Here is a 19,619-nt window from a genome sequence, read left to right as displayed (position 1 = left end):
ACTCCGGCCTCGGCGACTGACGGTGGGTGTGACCCCGCCCTGTACGAGTTCTGAGCGTACGCCAACACCTGGTACGGCGGTGCCAGCTACAAGGTGGCGTGGGGCCAGGCCGACGGGTACGTCAAGTTGCCCGACAGCCTGCGGAACAATGTTTCGTCAGTGGTCAACAACACCAACTACGAGTGGGGGCGTTCCACCACCTGTCGGGTCTGGGGGGCGCCGACAACAAGGCCCAGGCGATCGGCATCCTCAAGGAGGAGTCCCCGCACGTCTCGAAGCGGTCCGCTGGATGCGCCCACGTGCCCCTTCCTCTTGCCGAGATGCCAGTTCCCCGGGCGACACCCCGATCAGGACTGCCCACATGGCGGCATGACACAAGTGTGTCGGTGGCAGGCGACACGGTCACCGTGACCACGGCCGCAGCGGCCCGAACACCTGCATCTATCTGCGAGGCGCGCTGCGTACGTGCATGCGGGTCTGCTGGGCCGTGAACTGTTCGACATCACACGGCTGCTGGCGGGTGGTTACGACGACGCGCACAGGGACCGTCTCCCACTGATCGTGTCCTGCAACCGACCCAGCCCGTGACTCCGGCAGCCTGGTGGCAGGCTACGGCGCCCGCGCGGTACGCACCCTGGGCAGCATCGGGGGCGCGGCGCTGTCCGTGGAGCGGTCGGCGGCGTTCTGGACGTCGGTCACCGGCGGGGCACCCGAGCGGGACACGAGCACTCGGCCCCGTCTCCAGGGAGGCATCGCCAAGATCTGGCTGGACGGCAAGGTGAAGGTCAGCCTGGCCGAGAGCACGGCCAGGTGGGCGCCCCGAAGGTCTGGGCCACAGGGAACACCGGCGAGGGCGTGGACATGGCGGTGCTCGACACCTGGGTGGACGCCCCCCATCCCGACCTCGCCGGGCGAATCGCCGCCACCGCGGGCTTCGTACCGGGTGAGTCGGTGGCCGACGCCAATGATCACGGCACGCACGTGGCTTCCACCGTCGCCGGGACAGGAGCGTCCTCCGGCGGCCAGAAGAAGGGTGTCGTACCGGGGGCGGCTGCACATCGGCAAGGTGCTCTCCGAGGACGGTGCGGGATGAGTCTGGGCGGACCGACCACTGACGGCTCCGACCCGCTCAACCTGGCCGTGGACCGGCTCAGCCGGAGACGGGCGCGCTGTTCACCGTGGCCGCGGGCAACTCCGGCCCTGACGGCTGCACCGTGGGTGCCCCAGGGGTGACCGCCGAGGCGCTGAGTGGGCGCGGTCGGCGCCACCGACTCTTCTGCATATCCGCCAGAGGGCCATCCCCGCGCGGGCGGGGAGCAGACTCCGTGAGCTGCACTTCTATCGTGTGTTCAGTTCCGTCTGAACCGCTTTCACCTGACGAGGTGGGCTGAGCCAGGACGGTCAGTTCATCGCCGTCAGTGGCACCCCGAGGAGTCGCTCGATTTCGGCGATGGTTTGCCGGGGCTCCTTGGCGTGCACGGTGGCGAAGCCCAGGTCCGCGGCGGGTGGGAGGTACCGCTCCGTGTCGTCGACGAAGACGCAGGTGTCGGCGGGTAGTCCGAGGCTGTCGAGGACGAGCTGGAAGATCTCTGGTTCCGGTTTGCGCAGTCCGTGGTCCTCGGAGATCACCACCGCGTCGAAGCGGTGGTCGAGGTCGTGACCCGCGTAGAGGTTCCACGGGTCGGTGCCGACCGAGTTCGAGAGGATGCCGACTTTGATGCCGGCCTGGCGAGCGGCCTCGGCGGCGGTGAACATCGCTGTCTCCGGACGTAGGTCGGCGAAGATGCGGCCCATCAGGTTGTCGTGGGGGAGGCCGATGCGGTGGGCGGCGGCGGCGTTCCACTGGTCCTGTGTGATGCCGCCGCGTTCCAGGTCCTCGGTGTGTCGGATCATCTCGTCGTCGAGGTAGAGGGCGTTGAGCAGGGTGCCCTCGGGCAGTGACTCCCGTTGCTCGAAGGCGAGCGCCGCCGGGATCAGGGGTGTGGTGAGTACGCCGCCGAAGTCGAGGACGAGGCCCATGCGGTTGGTCATGGCCCGACTCTAGACGGCGGTCCACACGGCGGGGGGCTCCGGGGTGGCACATGACTGCGGGCACGTATGTGGTCGGTGGGTGTGTCAGCGGTGTCGACCCTTTCGTTCGGGAGTGTCGGCTCCGATGCGTCTTCATCAGCCGTAGCCGCGTCTCCGGCCACCGCCTCGTCCTCGCAGGTCGTCACCGCACCGCGTGCAACCGGGGTGACCGCCCCGGCCGGGTATCGCCCGGCAGGGCGTCGTTCGTCGAGGCCGGGCAGGGGCGCGTGGATGCCGATGTGCGCCGTTTTGCGGTGTGCCGCGCTTCGAGTCGTACGGTGCGGTGGTCGGCGTCGTTCTCGTCGGCTGGTTCCGGGGCGGCACGGCGGGCCGGAGGCGGCCGGGCGGCCGCCTCCGGGGTGTGGGACGGGGTGGTCAGCGGCCGGGGGCGCGGACGGTGACTTCCTGGAGGAACCACTCGTTGCCGTCGGGGTCGGCGAAGCTGGCGAAGGTGCCGTAGCTGGGGCGGCCTTCGGCGACGCCGGGCACCCGGTGGGTGCCGCCGGCGTGGTGGAAGGCGCCGGTGGAGTCGTGGAAGGGGCCGTCGACGGCGACTCCGCGCCCGGTCAGCTCCTTCACGGCCTGCTCGATGTCGGTCACGATCAGGTGCAGCCCCTGGGCCGAACCGGCGGGGAGGGTGGTCAGGCCCTCGCCGAAGATGATCGAGCAGGCGGAGCCGGGGGGCGTCACCTGGACGATGCGGTACCCGTCGTGGATCGGGAAGTCGGCGTCGGCGCGGAATCCGAGGGTGTCGATGTAGAACTCCTTGGCCTTGTCGACGTCGGAGACGGGGATGACGAGGACTTCGAGCTTCAGGTCCATGGCAGAGCTCTCGCTTTCGGGGGTGGGGTTCGCCGGGGTCAGCGGGTGCCGGGGTCAGCGGGTGGCGCGGGCGGCGTCCTCGATGACGCGGGTGACGATGCCGGGGCGCGAGACGGCGACGGAGTGCGAGGCGGCGACCTCGGTGATGTGGGCGTCGGCCCGCTCGGCCATGAAGCGCTGCGCGGCGACGGGGATGTTGAGGTCCTGGGTGGTGACGACGGCCCAGCTGGGGATGGTCTTCCAGGCCGCCACGGTGGCCTTCTCCTCGAGGGCGGCCTGGGCGATGGGGCGCTGGCCGGCGGCGGCGAGGGCGGCTTCGTTGCGCGGGACGTCAGCCGCGAACTGGTGGCGGAACTTGTCCTGCTGGATGTAGAGGTCGGTGCCCTTGGTGCCGTCGGGGTTGGTGATGGCGACCGGGTCGAGGGTGCCGGGGAGGGTGGAGCCGGGGTACTTGTTGGTCAGCTCGAGGGCGGTCTCTCCGGGGGCGGGCAGGAACGCCGCCACGTAGACGAGGGCCTTGACGTCGGGGTCGCCGGCGGCGGCCTCGCTGATCACGGAACCGCCGTACGAGTGGCCGACGAGGATCTTCGGGCCCTTGATGTGGTCGAGCAGGCCGCGCAGGGCGGTGGCGTCGTCGTGCGGGCCGCGCAGCGGGTTGGCGGCGGCGACGACGGGGTAGCCGTCGGTGCGCAGTCTGGAGACGACGCCGTTCCAGCTGGAGGAGTCCGCGAACGCGCCGTGCTCCAGCACGATCGTGGGCTTGGGCTCGCGCTTGTCGCCCTGGGAGATGACGTCGGCCGTGACGTCGACGGTGGCGCCGGTGGTCACGCCGGGGCCGGCGCTGGCGGTGCCGGTCAGGGCGAGGGCCCCGAACGCGGCCCCCGCGACGACGGCCGCCGCGGCCCCGGTCAGCACCCGCCGCTTGCCCGCACCCTTGCTGTTCATCACGACTAGTCCTTTCGACAGTGAATCGGTAAGCACGCCATACGGCCGTCACCTGTTTGCATGGTGATTAACCTGTCAGGCCTTTCATCACCTGTCAAGACGGTGACGATTCACGCGCATGTGTGTGCTCGGCCACTCTGGTCGATGCATCCGCCGCCCCACATCAGTCACTTGACGGTTCGGCAAGGGGCGCCGGGGCCGGCACACACCTCCGGGCTTAAGCCATTCACCGGACGACCGCGCCTCGGCCGATTCGCCACCTGGATCGGTGATCCCCGGACGGGGCTCGACGCGTACGACAAGCGGGGCCCAACTGCCGCCGTCCGCCCGGCACTTCACGCACGGCCGAACGGAGGCCGGGGATCACCCCGACGAGAGGAAAGATCTTGGCGACACGACTTCCCACCTCGGGCGCGAAGCGCGCCCCGGTGACAGGTGCCGCACTGATCAGCGGTGCCACCGCCCTGGTCACGGCGCACCCGGCGATGGCGAGCACGACCGCACACCACCCGCACCGCGTGGACTACGTCGCCCTCGGCGACTCCTATGCCTCCGCGCCCCTGGTCCCCGACCAGGTCGACGCCTCCTGCGGGCGCAGCGGCAACAACTACCCGTCGCTGGTCGCGCGTTCTTCGACGGCGACGAGGCTGACGGACGTCACCTGCTCGGGGGCGACCACCGCCGCCATGACCGCGCCGCAGGGAACGGCGGCGCCGCAGCTGGACGCGGTGGACCGGCACACCGATCTGGTGACCCTCACCATCGGCGGAAACGACATCGGCTCCACCAGGATCCTTGGCACGTGCGCGAAGCTGTCGGCGACCGACCCGGTCGGCGCCCCGTGCCGTGACCACCTCGCCGGCTCCGGCACCGACCGGGTGACGGAGTCGATCGCCGCGACCGCGCCGAAGGTCGCCGAGGTGACTCGCGGCGTCCACCGCCGCGCGCCGCGCGCGCAGGTCGTGGTGGTCGGCTACCCCGACGTCTTTCCCGAGGACGGTGTCGGCTGCACGAGCGCCTCCGTGCCGCCGGCGGCCGGTGGCTTCGCCTATCTGCGGGACAAGGAGAAGGAGCTGAACTCCACGCTCGCCCGCCAGACCCGGCTAGGCGGTGCGACGTACGGGAACACCTACGCCCCGACGGTCGGGCACGACCTGTGCGCGCCCACCGGTGAGCGGTGGATCGAGAGCTTCGCCCCGCAGAGCCCGGCGGCTCCGCTGCACCCCGACGCCCAGGGCGAGAGTGCGATGGCCACCGCGGTGGAACGGGCTCTGGCCCACCGCCGCTGACCCGAGCGGCGCGCATGACGAGAACCCGGCCGGACGGTGTCCGGCCGGGTTCTTCATCGTCGTCAGCCGTCGGGCGCCACGGGTACGGGCGGCTCGTTCTCGGCCGTCTGTCGCAGTGCGCCCTCGCGCGCCTCGGCCGAGAGCCGGTCGACGCACAGGCGACCATACGGACGGTCGATCTCGTGCTGGAGGCAGCGCGCCAGATGCCGGCGCCCCGCACCTTGCTGGGCTTGCCCCGCTCGTCCTGGCCGGTCGCCTCCGTCCCGTGGGGATGGGGCGGTTCCGCGAAGGCGGTCGGCATCGACAGGCAGCCCTCTTCCCGTCCTCCGGGTGCCCGTCGCCGGGCGCCTGGACGAGCCGGGGATCGCAGACCACGCCGACTGCCCGGACGCCCTTGTCGTCCGGGCAGTCGTAGACGAAGTCCTTCAGGCCCACGCCGATCCGGTTGGCGGCCGGGCCGGTTACCCGGGCGGCGTGCCGACCGGCGGGCACGTCGACGCCGTCCTCGTACTCGCGGTGCGGGAAGGTCAGCCCGCTGCCGGGGCGGGGCGCGGGGTGTAATAGAGGCTCACCCGGTCGATCCGGCCGCCCTCCAGCGTCATGACCCATGCCACTCCGGGCGGACAGTGGTCGGGCGCGTCCGCCGGGTTGACGAGGTCCATCTCCCATACGACGAGCGACCGCCCGGCGATCACGTGGGCGGGGCGCTGGCGGACGCCGGCGGACAGATCGCCCTCCATGCCCGCCACCAGCAGTGCGCTCCCCCCGATGCGCCGTCCGGCGCTCAGCAGGGTCACGCCGGGTGTGTACCGGTCGGCGACCACCTTGTCGTACTCCCCGCGCTCCGCGGCGGCCAGGGTGTCGCGCACGTCCAGCCAGCTCTGCTCGGTCCTGCGCCGGACATCCTCGTGGGTGCCGGACGCGGTGGCCTCCAGGGCCTTGGCGAGGCTCGCGCGGGCCTGGTGGAGTCGGCTGCGGACCGTGCCCACGGGTGTTCCGCACGCCTCGGCGATCTGCCGGTAGGAGGTCAGGCCCGTGGAGAAGTAGCGCAGCACGACGGGGAGCCGCAGAGCCGGGGACAGGTCCTCGACGGCCTCCCAGATCCAGTCGCGCATCGCGTGTCCGTCGAGTACGCCCTCGGGGGTGGTCGAGGTCGGTGGCAGTGGTACGTCCGCCAGCGGTTCCGTCCTGCCGGCCGTGCGCAGCACCGAGCGGCTGCCGTTGCGGACGACCATCCGGAGCCACGCGCCCACGGCGGCCGGGTCGCGGACGTCGCCGATACGGCGCAGCGCCACCAGGGCGGCGTCCTGCATCACGTCGTCCACGTCGGGTCCGGGGCCCAGCAGGCTCAGCGCGACCGCTCGCATGCCGGGGCGATGGCGCTCCAGCAGCAGCCCCAGCGCGGTGACGTCGCCCCGCTGGGCCGCCCGGGTCAGTGCCGCGTCCTCGGCGTGCTCGATGTCCGGCACCATGGTCATGGCCTGCCCTTCCTGCACGACGCTCCCGTGGCCGGCGGGTTCGTCGACCGCGCAGTTGCCCGGGAGCGTCGTTCCAGTCGTCGCTCTGGTCGTGTCAGTTGTCGCTCTGCAGGATCGTCAGGACGCGGAGGGCCTCCAGGTAGATCCACACCAGAGTGGTGACGAGGCCGAAGGCGGAGAGCCAGGCGTCCTGGCGGGGAGCGCCGTAGGCGATGGCGTCCTCGACCTGCTTGAAGTCCAGGGCCAGGAAGGCCGCGCCGAGCACGATGCCGACGAGTCCGAAGGCGATGCCGGGACCGCCGCTGCTGAAGCCCAGACCGCCTTCGGCGCCGAAGAGCGAGAACAGCGCGTCCGCCGCGAGCAGCAGCAGGAATCCCATCGCCGCCGCGGTGACGAAGCCGTAGAACCGCCGGGTCACACGGATCCAGCGCATCTTGTACGCGATGAGCACGGCCGCGGAGACCGCCATGGTGCCCAGCACCGCCTGGATCACCACGCCCGGCGAGATCCATGTGGAGGTGGCGCTGGAGACGACGCCGAGGAAGACGCCTTCGAAGGCCGCGTAGCCCAGGATCAGCGCCGGGGAGGGCGCGCGTCGGAACGCCTGGACCATGGAGAGGGCGAAGGCGACCAGGGCGGCGCCGAGGCCGATGCCGTAGGAGCGGCCGATGCCGGTGCTGTCGACCGGCAGCAGGATCCAGGACAGCGCGGCGGTGAGGACGACCGTGCCGAGCGTGGCGGCGGTGCGGACCACGACGTCGTCGATGGTCATCGTCGGGCCGTCGACCCGGGCGCCCGCCCTGGAGTCCCAGGCGATCGGCTCGGTGTGCGCGTCGGCGTGGGAAGCGTAGGGGTTGGTGAGGGCTTCGCCGGCGACCGCCGGCTGGGGGTAGCGGACGGCGGACCCGTCCGAGCCGTTGTCGCGGCGGAAACCCCGCCACGCGAAGACCGGGTTGCTGCTGCGCATGTCGTTCCCTCCCGGGCCGCACCCCGTGCGGTCCCTGGCGTGGATGGAGTGCTCGCTGGGGGGATGGCCCGCGGCCACTCCCCTCAGCGAGCGTGTAACCACTTTGACAGGTGACTCTGTAACGCGCAAGCTCTAGTAACCCTTTAAATAGGTTTCTAGGTGACGAGGTCGTTCCATCACCGGAGCATCGACCTCTCCGATGCCGGGTGCGACGTGTGGAAGACTGCGCACCTCACATGCCACCCCACACCTCACCACCGCCGGAGGGCGTCATGAAGATAGGTTTCGCGCTGCCCCAGTTCCATCACCAGGCCTTCGATGTCGCCCGGACCGCGGAGTTCGCCGCGGCCGTCGAGGACGCCGGAGCCGACAGCCTCTGGGTGGGCGACCGGAACCTGGCCGCGGTGGACCCGATCGTCGGCTACGGCGGGCGGGGCACCACCATTCCCGGGGAACTCAACCCCGCCGCGGACCCGTTCGTACTGCTCGGCGTCGCCGCGAGCGCCACCCGGCGCGTGCTCCTCGGCAGCCATGTACTCGTCGCCCCGCTGTATCCGCCCGTCCAGCTGGCCCGGTCGCTGACGACCATCGACCTGATCAGCGGCGGCCGCCTCCTGCCGGGCTTCGGCATCGGCTGGTCCCCCGAGGAGTACCAGGCGGCCGGGCTCGACTTCACCCGCCGCGGGACCCGTATGGACGAGCTGCTCGACGCCCTGGAGGTCCTGTGGACCGAGGACCCGGCGCGGTACGAGGGAGCTCAACTGTCCATCCCGGCACACCACTCGCCGCTCAAGCCGGCCCAGCGCCCCCGGCCCCCGATCTACCTGGGCGCCCTGTCCGCACGCGCTCTGCACCGGGTGGCGCGGCGTGGTGACGGCTGGCTCCCGCTGTGCGTCGTTCCGAGCCACGTCGACATCGACGGCCTCGTCGCACAGCGCGCGCAGCTGGACCGGCTCGCCCGCGAGGCCGGCCGCGACCCTGAGGCCATCGACACGGTGCTGCGCGTGAACATCGACGCCGGTACCGCAACGTCCCTGGTCGCCGACACCGTCCGGCGCGTGCACGAACGCACCGGCATCCAGCACTTCATGATCGACTCGATGTACGACGTCGACACCGTCGACGGTTCCATCGCCCACGCCCACGACCTGCTGAAGCGCGTGGCCAAGGGCTGATCCGGGGGTGGACGGGCGGGCAACCGGTGCCCTCCCGCCGACGCCCTGCCCCCCTGCCCCCTGCCTTCTGCCTCCTGCCTCCTGCCTCCTGCCTCCTGCTGTCAGGCGGGCTTGACGTTGTGGTTGGAACGGAACAGGTTGGCCGGGTCATAGCGCCTCTTCACCTCGGCCAGCCTGGCGTACCGCTGCGGCCCGTAGACGTTCCGCATCCCGTGCTCGTCCGTCGCCTCGTCCGGCGACAGGAAGTTCGCCATGCCGCGGTCCGCGGCCCACGGCGCCAGCCCGTCCACCACGTCCGCCAGTTGTCCGGGCAACAGCCCCGCCCGGTCGGATCCGCCGACCCTGAAGCCGAAGAGGACGACCAAAACACCGGGGGTCGATACGGCGTTGCCGGTCGCGGGCTCGCGGTCGAAGGCTCCGCCGAGCGCCCGGATCTCCACGTTCGCGAGCGCCGACCCGGAGTCGGGGCCGGTCGGCTCCACCAGCGCCCGCGCCGTCTTCTCGGTGAACTCGCCGAGGCAGACGCTGCGGTCGTGGTACGGCATCGGATCGACCGGGTCCAGGTGGATCCCACCGATGGCGGCGAACGGCTTCTCGCCCACCAGGTCGACCAGCACGGGTGCCGCCGCCCGCAGCGGGGCGATCAGCCGCTCACCGTCCTCGGCCGTGCCCAGGTACCCGATCCGCAGGTACACCACGAAGGCACCGCGCAGCGGCTCGGGCAGCACGGGCACGTCGGGCAGCCGCTGGATGCCGACGGACGAGGTCATGTCCTCGCCGGCTGTCGGCAGCCAGGTCCTCCAGGCCTCCAACGCCTCGGCCTCAGCCAGCCGCTCACCCGGGAAGCAGAGGCCTCCGCCGTAGAAGCGCGTCACCGGGAAGAGGTCGAACTCAATCTCGGTGACGACGCCGAAGTCGCCCTTGCCGCCCAGCAGGGACCAGTACAGGTCCGGTTCGGCGTCAGCGGTGACCCGGCGCAGCTCGCCGTCGGCGGTCACCACGCTCAACCGGCGCACGTGGTCGGCGGCGTAGCCCGGCGTCCGGCCCAGCAGCGGGCTCTGGCCGCCGCCCGGCGTGTAGCCGACCGCCCCGACGTCCGGCGCGGAGCCCACGAGCGCCGCCAGGCCCGCCTCGGTCAGATGCGGGAGGAGCTCGCGCCAGCGCACTCCCGCCTCGACACGGGCCGTCCGCCGCTCCGCCTCGACGGACACGCCCCGCGTCCGCGTCGTGGTGATCAGGAGTTCGCCGCGGGCCGGCGAGACGACCTGATGGGCGGTGGCCTTCGCCGCGACCGGCAGGCCGTGCCGGTCGGCGAAACCGACCGCGGCACGCGCGTCCCGGTCGTCGACCGCACCGACGACCACGGCCGGTTCCAGGCCGGCGCTCAGGTCGGACGTGGCGCACTCGGCGTCGTAGCGCTGGGACCCCAGTGTGAGTACCGGGCCGTTCAACGATGGCATAGGTCAAGTCCGTCGAACGGCACCGCGGTAGCGCGGTCGACGGAAGGACCGGACAAAACATGTGTCACCGCGCAGTCAAGTGACGGATGTGTCGCACTGTCCTGCGGGTGACAGTGGTCGTACGGCTCCCGCACGTGGAAGGAACACCTGTCATGAGCAGCAATGACCCGGACAGACGGGGTCCTCGGACGGCAGCGCACGGACTTCCCCCGCTCCTTGTGGACGTCCAGCAGGACCAGGAGGGTCATCAAGACCTGAGGATCGAGTTCGGATTCGACCCCGCTCGCCCCTTCGTGGTGACCATCACCTTCATCAGCACGTGCCAGCCTCCCGTGACCTGGTGCGTCGGCCGCGACCTGCTGTACGAGGGCCTGTTCTCCCCCCGTGGTCTCGGTGACGTCCAGGTGTGGCCCGCGCATCCGGGCGGAGAGCCGACTGCTTGGCTACGGCTCCGCCCCTACGGCATGCCGGCCCTGTTCGAGCTCCCGGTCCTGCCGCTGGCCGCGTGGCTGGAACACGGCTACCGGATTGTCCCCGCTGGGTCCGATCTGGACGGCGTGGACTGGGACGCCGTCGCCGCCTCCATTCTGCGCGGGGGCGAAGTGCCGTCGGACTGACGGCTCGTCGCCAGCCGTACGCAGACACCGCCTTCCCGTCCTTGTCTTCCCGTCCTTGTCTTCCCGTCCTTGCCCGTCCCGTGAACCCCGGCGCCGCCCCTCGCGTTGTACCAGGGGGTGCTCTCGCCGTCAGGAAGAGGTTGATCGCTGATCGACGACGGCGGGAACGGGTGGCCGCCTCGCTCTCGGTTGGGAGCGGGGCGGCCGTTTTGTCTCCCCCTCTTGCCTCAGCCTTCGGGTCCCGCGCACGAAGACGGCCTCGGCCCGCTCCCTGTGGGGAGCGGGCCGAGGCCGTGACGCGGGGGCGGTCAGTACTGGTACGGAAGGACGCACCGGAAGCTGTCGGCGACGGCCGGGTCGCCGTAGCCCTTGTAGCGGGAGACCTTGGGGTAGGCGCACAGGTCACGTGTGACCTGCTTGCCGGTGGAGTTGACCAGGGTGGCGGTCAGCGTCGAGGGCGCCTTGCCCTGCTCGACCCAGGCCCGCAGGGCGCCGAGGTCGTCGGTCTGACCGTTGAGGGCGCAGTGGGCGGTGCCGGGCGCGAGGAAGAGGCGGTAGAAGTCGTCGACCCGCTCGGGGCCGCCCATCTTCTGCTCGACCTGCTGGCGGTAGGCCACGGTGCCCCGGGTGGGGATGAGCTGGTCCTGCCGGCCGTGCCAGGTCAGGAGCTTGCCGCCGGACCTGCGGAAGGCGGACAGGTCCGGGTTGTCGGTGCCGATGACCTCGTCGTACTCGGCCTGGGACTGCCGGAACAGATCGGTGAACTGGCTGTAGGTGATCGTCGAGACGTCGAACGAGGGCTGCTTCTTCACCCAGGACGCGACCCAGGCGGACGGGACGGGGAACGGAACGCCCTTGAGGTCGCCGTTCGCGTCCGGCAGCGTGCCCGCCAGGTAGGGGAACTTCAGGTCGGCGCCGATCGGGACGCCGGCCCACAGCTTCTCGCCCGAGGTGGTGCGCGGGCCGTCCCAGATCTTGCGGACGACGGCGGCGTCGGCCGCCGTGATGGTCAGCTCCTTGCCCTCGCACACGACCGTGGTGCCGATCAGTCGGCGCGGGTCGAAGTCGCAGCGGGCCGGATTCTCGACGAGGCCGTCCTTGACGCCGTCGAGGGGGTCGCAGGCCTTGACCGCGGCGGTGTTGAAGGCGTCGAACTCGCACCCGCTGGGGTAGGTCTTCTCGTTGTTCATCACCACCTGCGGCCACAGGGTGGCGACCTCGAACTCGTCCCAGTTGATGGCCGGCGCGTTGGCGAGGATGCCGTCGTAGTCGTCGGGGTGGCGCTGGGCTTCCGCGTAGCCCTGGCGGCCGCCGGTGGAGCAGCCGTTGAAGTACGCGTAGGAGGCCGCCCGGCCGTAGTAGCCGTTGATGACCTGCTTGGCGACGACGGCCGCCTCGTGCTCGGACCGGGAGGCGAAGTTCTTCAGGAGCGGGGTGTCGACCTGGCCCTCGGTGTTCAGGGCCCAGCTGTTGTCGAGGTAGGTCTTGACGCCGGCGTCGGTGGTGGCGGCGGCGTAGCCGTTCTTGACGGCGCCCGCGAGGGCGGTGCCGTAGTCGCCGGCGGCGAAGGCGCTTCCGCCGACGGTCTGCAGGCGGCCGTTCCAGGTGTCCTCGGGCAGCCAGACCTTCACCTTGGCGTGGTCGCCCTCGCCCGGGTGGGTCAGCGTGACCGTCACGTCGCAGTAGGCCGGCACATCGGTGATCTGCGCGGCGGGGAGGGGTGTGATCTCCGGTACGTCGACTGTCCCGGCCGGCCGCTCGACGGCCACCACGCTCTCCACCTCGGTGCCTGCCGGGGCCGGCACCGTGACGGTCGAGCAGTCGAGGGACTGGGCGGCGGAGCTCTCGGTTCCCGCCCAGGCGGTCGGCAGGTACACCGACGCGGCCAGCGGGACCCCCGCCGCGACCGCGATCAGAAGGCGTCGTCTCATGGATTTCCTATCAGGAGAGGGCGGGTCACGAGGAAGAGGGAAGGGTGATCGGTCGGCCGGGCGCGCACCCGGAGGCGTCCGAATCAGCAGTGTTCACAGTGGTCGCGCTCTCGCTGCGGCACATCAGTCAGTTGACGGTCAGTTCCCGCTCCGGCGGGACCGTCACTGCGACCTGTCCCGGTCCAGCCATCGGGAGTGGTGGCGCTCGACCCAGGACCTGCTGACGTAACCGGTCCGCAGGCCCAGGCGTGACTCCGGGTCCGCGGCCGCCTTGCGCATGTGACCGATGACGACGATGGTGATCGCCCAGGCCACGACGTCGTGCATGAAGATGGCGCTGGTGCGGGAGATGAAGGGCAGGAGGTCCATGAACCACATCAGCAGGCCGGTGAACATCATGACCAGCACGGCACCGGCGATCCAGCCCGCATAGAGCTTCTGTCCCGCGTTGAACTTGCCGGCCGGGCGCGCCCCGGGCCAGTTGTGCCCCTTGCGGACGGCCTGCAGCCATTCCCGGTCGTACGGGGCGAACCGGTTCAGGCGACGCAGGTCGGCGCGGAATTCGGCGGACAGCAGGCCCAGCAGGACGGGGGCCGGGAGCAGGATGCCGGACCACTCGTGGAGGGTGGCCATGAGGTGGCGCCGGCCGACGAGTTGGGCGAGCGGGCCCAGGTAGAGACAGGCCGCGGTGGCCAGGCAGATCAGCATGAGCCATCCGGTCGCCCGGTGGACCATCCGCTGGGGTCGGCCGAAGCGCCGGACGCGGCCGTCCTGGTCAGGCTGCGCCATCGGTCCGGTCCGCATCGTCGAGCCAGCCGTCGACCGGGTAGCCGCGCTCCTCCCAGAAGCCGGGGACCACCTGCTCGGTGACCTCGATGCCGGACAGCCACTTGGCCGACTTGTAGAAGTACATGGGCGCCACGTACAGGCGGACCGGGCCGCCTTGCACATGGCTGATCGGCTTGTCCTGCAGTTTCAGTGCCACGAGGATGTCCGAGCGGCGGGCCTGCTCCAGGGTGAGGCTCTCGCTGTAGGCGCCGTCGAAGCAGGTGAACCGGACTGCCGTGCCCTTGTCGCGCACGCCGGCGGCGTCGAGCAGGTCCGCCAGCTTGACCCCCTCCCACGGGGCGTTGTCCACGCGCCATCCGTCGGTGCAGACCGCGTCGCCGATGACCCGCGTCTGCGGGAGCGCCCGCAGTTCGGGGAGGGTGTAGGTCTTGGGCCGGTCGACCAGGCCGCTGATCGTCAGCGCGTAGTTGCCCTCGTTCTTGCGGGGCACGGATCCGACGATGCTGTAGTACCGGAAGCCGCCCGGATTGGGCAGCAGTCCGGTGAGTCCGGTGGGGTCCTTCTGGGAGGCGGCGCCGAGGAAGCTCTCCCAGCCGCGCTGGAGGGGCGGTGCCGCGGCGAGTCCCGCCGCTCCTGCGGCCAGCATGCCCAGCAGCGCGCGCCGCCCCACTGGTGCGCCCTTGGCGCGTCGTTCCGGCTGGTCAGCCATGTTCGCTGCTCCTTCGGGGTGGGCGACCATCCTTAGTCACCGCTCTAACCGGTGATGATTTTGCCACGTGTGGACATGCGCGTCAACGTACGGCTTCTTGCTCGACATGTAGTAACCTGCCAGAGTGGTTACATGACATTCAGACACGTCTTCGTGTGTGGTGATCCCGCACTGGACTTCGCCGCCACGCTCCGCGCGCGACGCTCGTCCGGAACCGAGGTGCTCACGGCACCGGCACGACTCGCATCCTGGTATCTGGCGTCCGGACTCGTGGACGCCCTCAGCCCCTGCACGGAAGCCGACCTCGAACGGGCACGCATCGTGCGCGAGGCCGTCTACCGGTTGGTCACGGACCGGCGCCACGGCAGGCCGTACGACGAGACCGCGGTCTCCGTGGTGAACGAAGCGGCCCGCGGGCCGGCCGCTCAGCCGCAACTCGCCCCGCCCGGCAGGCTGACGACGGCGACCCCGCAAGAAGCCCTGTCCACCGTGGCCCGCAGCGCCGTCGAACTGCTCGGCGGCCCTGATGCCCCCTTGCTGAAGGAATGCGGCAACCCGGAATGCACGCGGGTCTACATCGACCGTTCGCGGGGCGCGAGACGGCACTGGTGCGGCATGGAGTCCTGCGGGAACAGGTTCAAAGCGGCCGCCTACCGCGCCCGCAAGAGGCAGGCACCCGTCCTGACCGTTCGCTGACGGACCCGGCACCGGCCGGACGACATGAGCCGCGCGCGGTGACGGGACCCGTCAGCCCCGTCACCGCGGAGGCCACGGCCGACGTGTGGAGGAGGCCGCGTGCCGAGCCGGGCGTCGGGGATTCGCAGACATGTTTCGGGGGCATGTCCTTCCGAAGGACCCGCTGCGCCGCCCCATGTGTCGTGGGTGGCACTGCACCGCGCAAGCGTCCTGCGCACACGTACTTTCCTGCGCGGAGACTCCGGCGTGGGTACCATGCGCAGCGCCATCCATTACCAGGGAGTGAACGGTCGTGGCCCATCAGTCAACCTCCAGACTCCGAGCGCGGCTCGTCGATCAGGCCGCATCGGATCTTGAAGAGAACCGCCGGCGTCAGCTGGAGCTGGCCAAGAAGACGGAGCTGCTGAAGCAGGAGGAAACCCTCCTGATCAACATCCTCCACCTGGCCGAACGGTACGAGGGCTTGTCGGAGCCCCCGCCCCTGCCCGAACAGGCTCAGGCCGAGCCCGTACTCCACGGGACGGGGAAGCCCCGGACATCCGCCGAGCCCCCGGTCACACCCGTACGGGACACGGCGCCCGGCGGAAGGGCGGCACGAGCCGCCGCGAAGGGGAAGTCGCGGCCGCCTCTGCTCGGAGACCTCCTGATGGCTCTGCTCGACAGTCGCCGCGAGCCGCGCCTGGCGAAGGAGCTGCGGGACGAGCTGCTGGAGAAGCACCCGAACCGCAACCCCACCCCGCAGGTCGTACGCAACACGCTGGAGTCACTCGCGGCCAAGGGGCAGATCCTGCGTCACAAGCGGCAGCGGTCCGTGACGTACACCATCGCCGAGTCCGGTCGAGGCGCGGACGTGGCATCGGCATCGGCATCGGCATCGGCATCGGCATCGGCATCGGCATCGGCATCGGCATCGGCATCGGCATCGGCATCGGCATCGGCATCGGCATCATAGGGATTCGGCACATGTGTGTGACATACTCCGTCGCACACATATGGGTCGGCAATTCCGGTGCGGGGCACAGGAGTTGTGAGGTGTCCCCTTCGTTCGCGGATCGGCACCGGTGACGGGCCGTCGTCCCTGACCGCCGAAGGGGAGCGTCCGAGGTCTTCCTCGTCCGACTGTCAGCCGCCCTTCCCCCAAGAGCGAGGAACGAGACGACCGCATGAGCAATCTCGACATGGGCCGCAGGCGCCTGCTCAAGATGTTCGGGCTGAGCGCCACCGCGACCACCGCGGCCATCCTCCAGGCCGATCCGGTGCTCGCGGCGACCCTCGGGTACGACGAGAAGACCGGCGTCTCCCCCGCCACCTACCAGGCGCCCGAGGGACTGGCCGTGAGCACGGCGGCCAAGCAGACCGCCCTCGACTGGATCAGCGCGAACGAGGGCGCGGTCACCAAGCTGAGCGACGACGTGTGGCAGCACGCGGAGCTGTCCCTGCGCGAGTGGAAGTCCTCCCTCGCCACCGCCTCACTGCTCAAGGCGAACGGCTTCACCGTCCAGTGGGGTTCGGCGGGCTTCCCGACCGCCTTCGTGGCCACCTACGGCACCGAGGGGCCCGTGATCGGCTTCAACGCCGAGTACGACGCCCTGCCCGGACTCTCCCAGAAGAAGGGCGCCACCTCGCACGACCCGCTGGTCTACCACTACGACGCCTACGGGCCGACCTACGGCGCCGGTCACGGCGACGCGCACAACACCCTCGGCGCGGGCGGCACGGCCGCCGCCATCGCCGTCGCGCAGGCGATCCGCGCCAACGGCCTGAAGGCCACCGTCAAGCTGTTCGGCAGCGCGGGCGAGGAGCAGCTCGTCGGCAAGGCGTACGCGGTGAAGGAGGGCGTGTACGACGGCCTGGACGCCTTCCTGGACTGGCATCCGTTCACCATCACGGTGCCGTTCTGGAACACCACCAGCGCCCTGATATCGGCGACCTTCACCTTCCTGGGCGCCTCGGGGCACGGCGGCACCCCCCTGGGCAACAAGAGCGGTCTGGACGGCGCCCTGTTGATGGCGACGATGTCGGAGTACCTGCGGGAGAAGAACGTCGCCCCGTCCGGCAGGTTCCACTACGCGATCATCAACGGTGGCGGCGCCCCCAACGTGACCCCGGACATGTGCTCCATCTGGTTCTTCGTCCGCGAGGGCAGTCCGGCGCGCGCCCGGGTGCTGTACGACAAGATCGTGGAGTGCGCGAAGGCGGCCGCCCAGGCCAGCCAGACCCGTCTGGTGCACAAGTTCCACGCCGCCACCTGGAACCTGCTGGCCAACAAGGCGGGCGCGGAGCTGCTCAACGACAACATGCGGCAGATCGGCGCCCCCCGGTTCACCGACGCGGACCACGCCCTGGCGAAGGCCGTGCAGAAGTCGCTCGGCAAGCCCGAGGTGGGCATGCCGACGGGCCTGACCCCGCTGGCACCCCCCGCCGCCGCCTACACGGGCGGTCTGGCCACCGACACGGCCGACATCAGCTGGCAGGCGCCCACCGCGGTCCTGCTGTCCGCCGCGTACCCGCCCGGCATCCCGAACCACAACTGGGGAGTCACCGCCACGGCGGCCACCAACATCGGCCACCAGGCGCTGCTGTCCGCCGCCCGCTACCTGGCGGCGAGCGCGATCGACCTGATCGAGCAGCCCGCGCTGCTCGACGCCATGAAGCAGGAGTTCAAGGACCGCACCGAGGGCGTCTCCTGGGCCTCGATGATCCCCGACGGCACCCAGCCGCCCCTGTACGAGCCGCCGGCGCGCTTCCTCAGGGCCACCGGCCAGAGCTGGCCGCCGGAGGGGGTGACGTGGCCGGTGCCGCCGGTGATCGCCACCGAGCAGCTCGGCACCACCGGCCCCGTCCTTCCGCCCGTGACCTGACGGCCCTCGCCCGGGTCCGTCCCTCCCGCACCCCCGTCCACCGCGCCCCCGCCCCCCGCGTCCTCCTCCCTGCGCGGCGGACGGGGGGCTCCGGCCCGCCCACGGAACGGCGACGGCCGTCCGCGCGGTGTGACGCAGGACATGCCGAGGAAATCGAACTTCGGGGTCTCCGCTCCGTCCTGTCGGTGTCAGTCGCCTACTCACCGCAGGGAGACCTCCATGAACACCCCGACGCGCACCGCCGCCGGCCGGGAGCCGAACGGCCCGCTGTCCCACGGCACCCATTCCTTCGAGGTCGGCGGAATCGCGCAGCGCTATCACGTGCACGGCGCCGGCCCCGTCTGCGTGGTCCACTCCGGCGGCCCCGGCATCTTCTGGGAGTACCTGCGGATGCCTCTGCTGGAGCGGCACCTGACCATGGTCTACGTGGAGCCCGTCGGCACCGGTGAATCCGGGCGGCTCCCCTCCCACCCGCACGGATACACCCGAGACCGGTACAGCCGCTTCCTGGAGGTGCTGGTCAACCGGCTGGGCGTGGACGAGGTGTACCTCCTCGGGCACTCGCACGGCGCCTTCGTCGCCGCCCACCACGCCCTGCACCGCGCGGAGCGGCTGGCGGGGGTCGTGCTGTACGGGGGCGCACCCGTCACCGGTCCCGAACACGGTGAGGAAGCCGGGCGCAGGGTGCGGGAGTTCGCGGCCGAGCACGCCGGGCACCCCGGTCTCGCCGGGGTTCTGGAGGCGTTCGACGCGATGTCCTCGATCGCGGACGACGACTCGACCCTCGCCGTGGCCCGGGGCGTGCCGCCCTCGTACTTCGCGGACTACTGGGCCGACGAGGAGCGGTTCGGCCCCGTCCGGGACGCGTTGCGCGCCACGTTCGTCTCGGGTCTCGACGAGGACCTCTGGCCGGACCTCGTCGACGACCGCGCCGCACTCAAGGGGCTGGAGCTTCCGACGCTGGTCGTCGTGGGCCGGCACGATGTCATCTGCGGTCCGCGCTGGTCCCAGGAGCTCCACGAGCTGATCCACGGATCCCGGCTGGTCGTCCTGGAGAACAGCGGGCACCTGGGCCACATCGAGGAGCCCGAGCTCTTCCGAGACGCGGTTCTCGATTTCGTGATCGCCACCGACGGCATGTGCGGGCCGTGAGACAGTCTCCCATGTGTCGGCAGCCGACGGGTGTGCGCCGGGTCTGGCACCGACATGCCTCGGTCGGCGGACCCGCGTGCGCGTCACGATGGACGATTCCGGTCCCTTCGGTCCCTCGCGTAGGCCTCGCCGTGGCTCTGAACCGGGAAATCGAGTGCTCTCGGAGACAGGGGCCGAGGGGACGTCAGGTGCGGGCCGGCACAGGGCGGCGATAGGCACTGCGCTGCTTCGGCGTCAGCCCTCCCCAGATCCCGTGCGAGGCGAGAGCGGGGTTGTCGAGGGCCCATGCCCGACATTCCCGCAGGACAGGACAGGTTCGGCAGAGCGCCTTGGCCCGGATCACCTCTCGGTTGTCGTGGTAGTCGTCGGGGAAGAAGACGTCCAGTCCCACACATGGCTCGGCGCCCGTGGTCGTGAAGACGGGGACTGTGCTTGTGTTCATAGCTGCTCCTTCTGCCGGGCAGTCACCCTTTTCAGGAATACGTGTGCGCACAAGGCACAATAGTCGGCCACTCGGGTCAAGGGAACCGTCTTGACGGGTTACCAGTCCCGTGTCTACCATCAATGCGTAACCAGTTAGATGGGTTACCCCGCGAACGGCGGGTCCCGTGCCACTTCCCCCGGCACGGGACCCGCTTCCCGCAGCCACGGCAGACAT

18 protein-coding genes are annotated in these 19,619 nt (G+C 70.7%); 8 read left to right on the top strand and 10 right to left on the bottom strand.

Annotated elements, in window-relative coordinates; genetic code table 11:
• Nucleotides 1-861 precede the first annotated feature (861 nt).
• Nucleotides 862-1,233 carry a S8 family serine peptidase gene (locus ACFYUS_RS33065; RefSeq protein ID WP_388860591.1) on the top strand — a complete coding sequence of 124 codons (372 nt, stop codon included), beginning with the start codon at nt 862-864 and terminating at the stop codon, nt 1,231-1,233.
• Nucleotides 1,234-1,401: 168 nt separating this feature from the next.
• On the opposite strand, the gene ACFYUS_RS33060 is transcribed toward ACFYUS_RS33065, so the two are convergent.
• From ACFYUS_RS33060 to ACFYUS_RS33050, 3 genes are all read right to left on the bottom strand, one after another.
• Nucleotides 1,402-2,031: an HAD family hydrolase gene (locus tag ACFYUS_RS33060; protein WP_388860588.1), complete on the bottom strand. Its 630-nt coding sequence runs from the start codon at nt 2,029-2,031 to the stop codon at nt 1,402-1,404.
• A 414-nt stretch (nt 2,032-2,445) separates the two neighbouring features.
• Nucleotides 2,446-2,892 (bottom strand): VOC family protein, encoded by a 447-nt coding sequence (locus ACFYUS_RS33055; RefSeq protein ID WP_388860585.1) that lies wholly within the window; start codon nt 2,890-2,892, stop codon nt 2,446-2,448.
• Between the two features lie 54 nt (nt 2,893-2,946).
• Nucleotides 2,947-3,837: an alpha/beta fold hydrolase gene (locus tag ACFYUS_RS33050; RefSeq protein ID WP_388860582.1), complete on the bottom strand. Its 891-nt coding sequence runs from the start codon at nt 3,835-3,837 to the stop codon at nt 2,947-2,949.
• A gap of 386 nt (nt 3,838-4,223) precedes the next feature.
• Between ACFYUS_RS33050 and ACFYUS_RS33045 the strand changes: the two genes are divergently transcribed.
• Entirely contained in the window at nt 4,224-5,126 is a 903-nt protein-coding gene (locus ACFYUS_RS33045) for an SGNH/GDSL hydrolase family protein (protein ID WP_388860579.1), read from the top strand.
• A gap of 527 nt (nt 5,127-5,653) precedes the next feature.
• On the opposite strand, the gene ACFYUS_RS33040 is transcribed toward ACFYUS_RS33045, so the two are convergent.
• On the bottom strand, nt 5,654-6,604 hold the full coding sequence (locus ACFYUS_RS33040; RefSeq protein WP_388860576.1) for an RNA polymerase sigma factor: 951 nt from the start codon (nt 6,602-6,604) through the stop codon (nt 5,654-5,656).
• 94 nt (nt 6,605-6,698) lie between these two features.
• Entirely contained in the window at nt 6,699-7,571 is an 873-nt protein-coding gene (locus ACFYUS_RS33035) for a Bax inhibitor-1/YccA family protein (protein ID WP_388860573.1), read from the bottom strand.
• Between the two features lie 272 nt (nt 7,572-7,843).
• Between ACFYUS_RS33035 and ACFYUS_RS33030 the strand changes: the two genes are divergently transcribed.
• A complete protein-coding gene (locus tag ACFYUS_RS33030) occupies nt 7,844-8,746 on the top strand; it encodes a TIGR03619 family F420-dependent LLM class oxidoreductase (protein WP_388860570.1) in 903 nt (300 codons plus the stop codon).
• Nucleotides 8,747-8,847: 101 nt separating this feature from the next.
• Here the strand turns inward: ACFYUS_RS33030 and ACFYUS_RS33025 are convergent, their stop codons facing one another.
• Complete coding sequence (locus ACFYUS_RS33025) at nt 8,848-10,206, bottom strand: FAD-binding oxidoreductase (RefSeq protein WP_388860567.1); 1,359 nt, start codon at nt 10,204-10,206, stop codon at nt 8,848-8,850.
• A gap of 152 nt (nt 10,207-10,358) precedes the next feature.
• Here ACFYUS_RS33025 and ACFYUS_RS33020 point away from each other — a divergent pair, with 152 nt between their 5' ends.
• The gene (locus tag ACFYUS_RS33020; RefSeq protein WP_388860564.1) at nt 10,359-10,823 is read left to right on the top strand and encodes an SsgA family sporulation/cell division regulator; all 465 of its coding nucleotides are present in this window, start codon (nt 10,359-10,361) and stop codon (nt 10,821-10,823) included.
• A 308-nt stretch (nt 10,824-11,131) separates the two neighbouring features.
• Here ACFYUS_RS33020 and ACFYUS_RS33015 read toward each other — a convergent pair whose 3' ends face one another.
• The 3 genes from ACFYUS_RS33015 to ACFYUS_RS33005 form a co-directional block, all read right to left on the bottom strand.
• Nucleotides 11,132-12,754, bottom strand: coding sequence for a tannase/feruloyl esterase family alpha/beta hydrolase (locus ACFYUS_RS33015; RefSeq protein ID WP_388860561.1), 1,623 nt, complete (start codon nt 12,752-12,754; stop codon nt 11,132-11,134).
• A gap of 162 nt (nt 12,755-12,916) precedes the next feature.
• Nucleotides 12,917-13,543 carry a cytochrome b/b6 domain-containing protein gene (locus tag ACFYUS_RS33010; RefSeq protein WP_388860558.1) on the bottom strand — a complete coding sequence of 209 codons (627 nt, stop codon included), beginning with the start codon at nt 13,541-13,543 and terminating at the stop codon, nt 12,917-12,919.
• A complete protein-coding gene (locus tag ACFYUS_RS33005; protein WP_388860555.1) occupies nt 13,530-14,252 on the bottom strand; it encodes a molybdopterin-dependent oxidoreductase in 723 nt (240 codons plus the stop codon). Before ACFYUS_RS33005 ends, ACFYUS_RS33010 begins: the two co-directional genes overlap by 14 nt.
• A 132-nt stretch (nt 14,253-14,384) precedes the next feature.
• Here ACFYUS_RS33005 and ACFYUS_RS33000 point away from each other — a divergent pair, with 132 nt between their 5' ends.
• From ACFYUS_RS33000 to ACFYUS_RS32985, 4 genes are all read left to right on the top strand, one after another.
• The gene (locus ACFYUS_RS33000; RefSeq protein ID WP_388860552.1) at nt 14,385-14,948 is read left to right on the top strand and encodes a CGNR zinc finger domain-containing protein; all 564 of its coding nucleotides are present in this window, start codon (nt 14,385-14,387) and stop codon (nt 14,946-14,948) included.
• A gap of 292 nt (nt 14,949-15,240) precedes the next feature.
• A complete protein-coding gene (locus ACFYUS_RS32995; RefSeq protein WP_388860549.1) occupies nt 15,241-15,900 on the top strand; it encodes a hypothetical protein in 660 nt (219 codons plus the stop codon).
• A 211-nt stretch (nt 15,901-16,111) separates the two neighbouring features.
• Complete coding sequence (locus tag ACFYUS_RS32990; RefSeq protein ID WP_388860547.1) at nt 16,112-17,809, top strand: amidohydrolase; 1,698 nt, start codon at nt 16,112-16,114, stop codon at nt 17,807-17,809.
• 219 nt (nt 17,810-18,028) lie between these two features.
• Nucleotides 18,029-18,961, top strand: a complete 933-nt coding sequence (locus ACFYUS_RS32985) for an alpha/beta fold hydrolase (protein WP_388860544.1) — start codon at nt 18,029-18,031, stop codon at nt 18,959-18,961.
• 184 nt (nt 18,962-19,145) lie between these two features.
• Here ACFYUS_RS32985 and ACFYUS_RS32980 read toward each other — a convergent pair whose 3' ends face one another.
• Nucleotides 19,146-19,403: a WhiB family transcriptional regulator gene (locus ACFYUS_RS32980; protein WP_388860541.1), complete on the bottom strand. Its 258-nt coding sequence runs from the start codon at nt 19,401-19,403 to the stop codon at nt 19,146-19,148.
• Nucleotides 19,404-19,619 lie beyond the last annotated feature (216 nt).

This window comes from Streptomyces sp. NPDC004284, assembly GCF_042874035.1.
GTDB lineage: Bacteria > Actinomycetota > Actinomycetes > Streptomycetales > Streptomycetaceae > Streptomyces.
Note: the sequence above shows the minus strand (reverse complement) of the source record. Positions and strands in the feature narration are given on the sequence as shown.

Coding starts and splice junctions, on each gene's coding strand:
- ACFYUS_RS33040 (WP_388860576.1), bottom strand. CDS start 6,604: ATGACCATGGTGCCGGACATCGAGCACGCCGAGGACGCGGCACTGACC.
- ACFYUS_RS33055 (WP_388860585.1), bottom strand. CDS start 2,892: ATGGACCTGAAGCTCGAAGTCCTCGTCATCCCCGTCTCCGACGTCGAC.
- ACFYUS_RS33000 (WP_388860552.1), top strand. CDS start 14,385: ATGACATTCAGACACGTCTTCGTGTGTGGTGATCCCGCACTGGACTTC.
- ACFYUS_RS33010 (WP_388860558.1), bottom strand. CDS start 13,543: ATGGCGCAGCCTGACCAGGACGGCCGCGTCCGGCGCTTCGGCCGACCC.
- ACFYUS_RS32990 (WP_388860547.1), top strand. CDS start 16,112: ATGAGCAATCTCGACATGGGCCGCAGGCGCCTGCTCAAGATGTTCGGG.
- ACFYUS_RS33060 (WP_388860588.1), bottom strand. CDS start 2,031: ATGACCAACCGCATGGGCCTCGTCCTCGACTTCGGCGGCGTACTCACC.
- ACFYUS_RS33030 (WP_388860570.1), top strand. CDS start 7,844: ATGAAGATAGGTTTCGCGCTGCCCCAGTTCCATCACCAGGCCTTCGAT.
- ACFYUS_RS33015 (WP_388860561.1), bottom strand. CDS start 12,754: ATGAGACGACGCCTTCTGATCGCGGTCGCGGCGGGGGTCCCGCTGGCC.
- ACFYUS_RS33025 (WP_388860567.1), bottom strand. CDS start 10,206: ATGCCATCGTTGAACGGCCCGGTACTCACACTGGGGTCCCAGCGCTAC.
- ACFYUS_RS32985 (WP_388860544.1), top strand. CDS start 18,029: ATGAACACCCCGACGCGCACCGCCGCCGGCCGGGAGCCGAACGGCCCG.
- ACFYUS_RS33065 (WP_388860591.1), top strand. CDS start 862: ATGGCGGTGCTCGACACCTGGGTGGACGCCCCCCATCCCGACCTCGCC.
- ACFYUS_RS32980 (WP_388860541.1), bottom strand. CDS start 19,403: ATGAACACAAGCACAGTCCCCGTCTTCACGACCACGGGCGCCGAGCCA.
- ACFYUS_RS33020 (WP_388860564.1), top strand. CDS start 10,359: ATGAGCAGCAATGACCCGGACAGACGGGGTCCTCGGACGGCAGCGCAC.
- ACFYUS_RS33005 (WP_388860555.1), bottom strand. CDS start 14,252: ATGGCTGACCAGCCGGAACGACGCGCCAAGGGCGCACCAGTGGGGCGG.
- ACFYUS_RS33035 (WP_388860573.1), bottom strand. CDS start 7,571: ATGCGCAGCAGCAACCCGGTCTTCGCGTGGCGGGGTTTCCGCCGCGAC.
- ACFYUS_RS33050 (WP_388860582.1), bottom strand. CDS start 3,837: ATGAACAGCAAGGGTGCGGGCAAGCGGCGGGTGCTGACCGGGGCCGCG.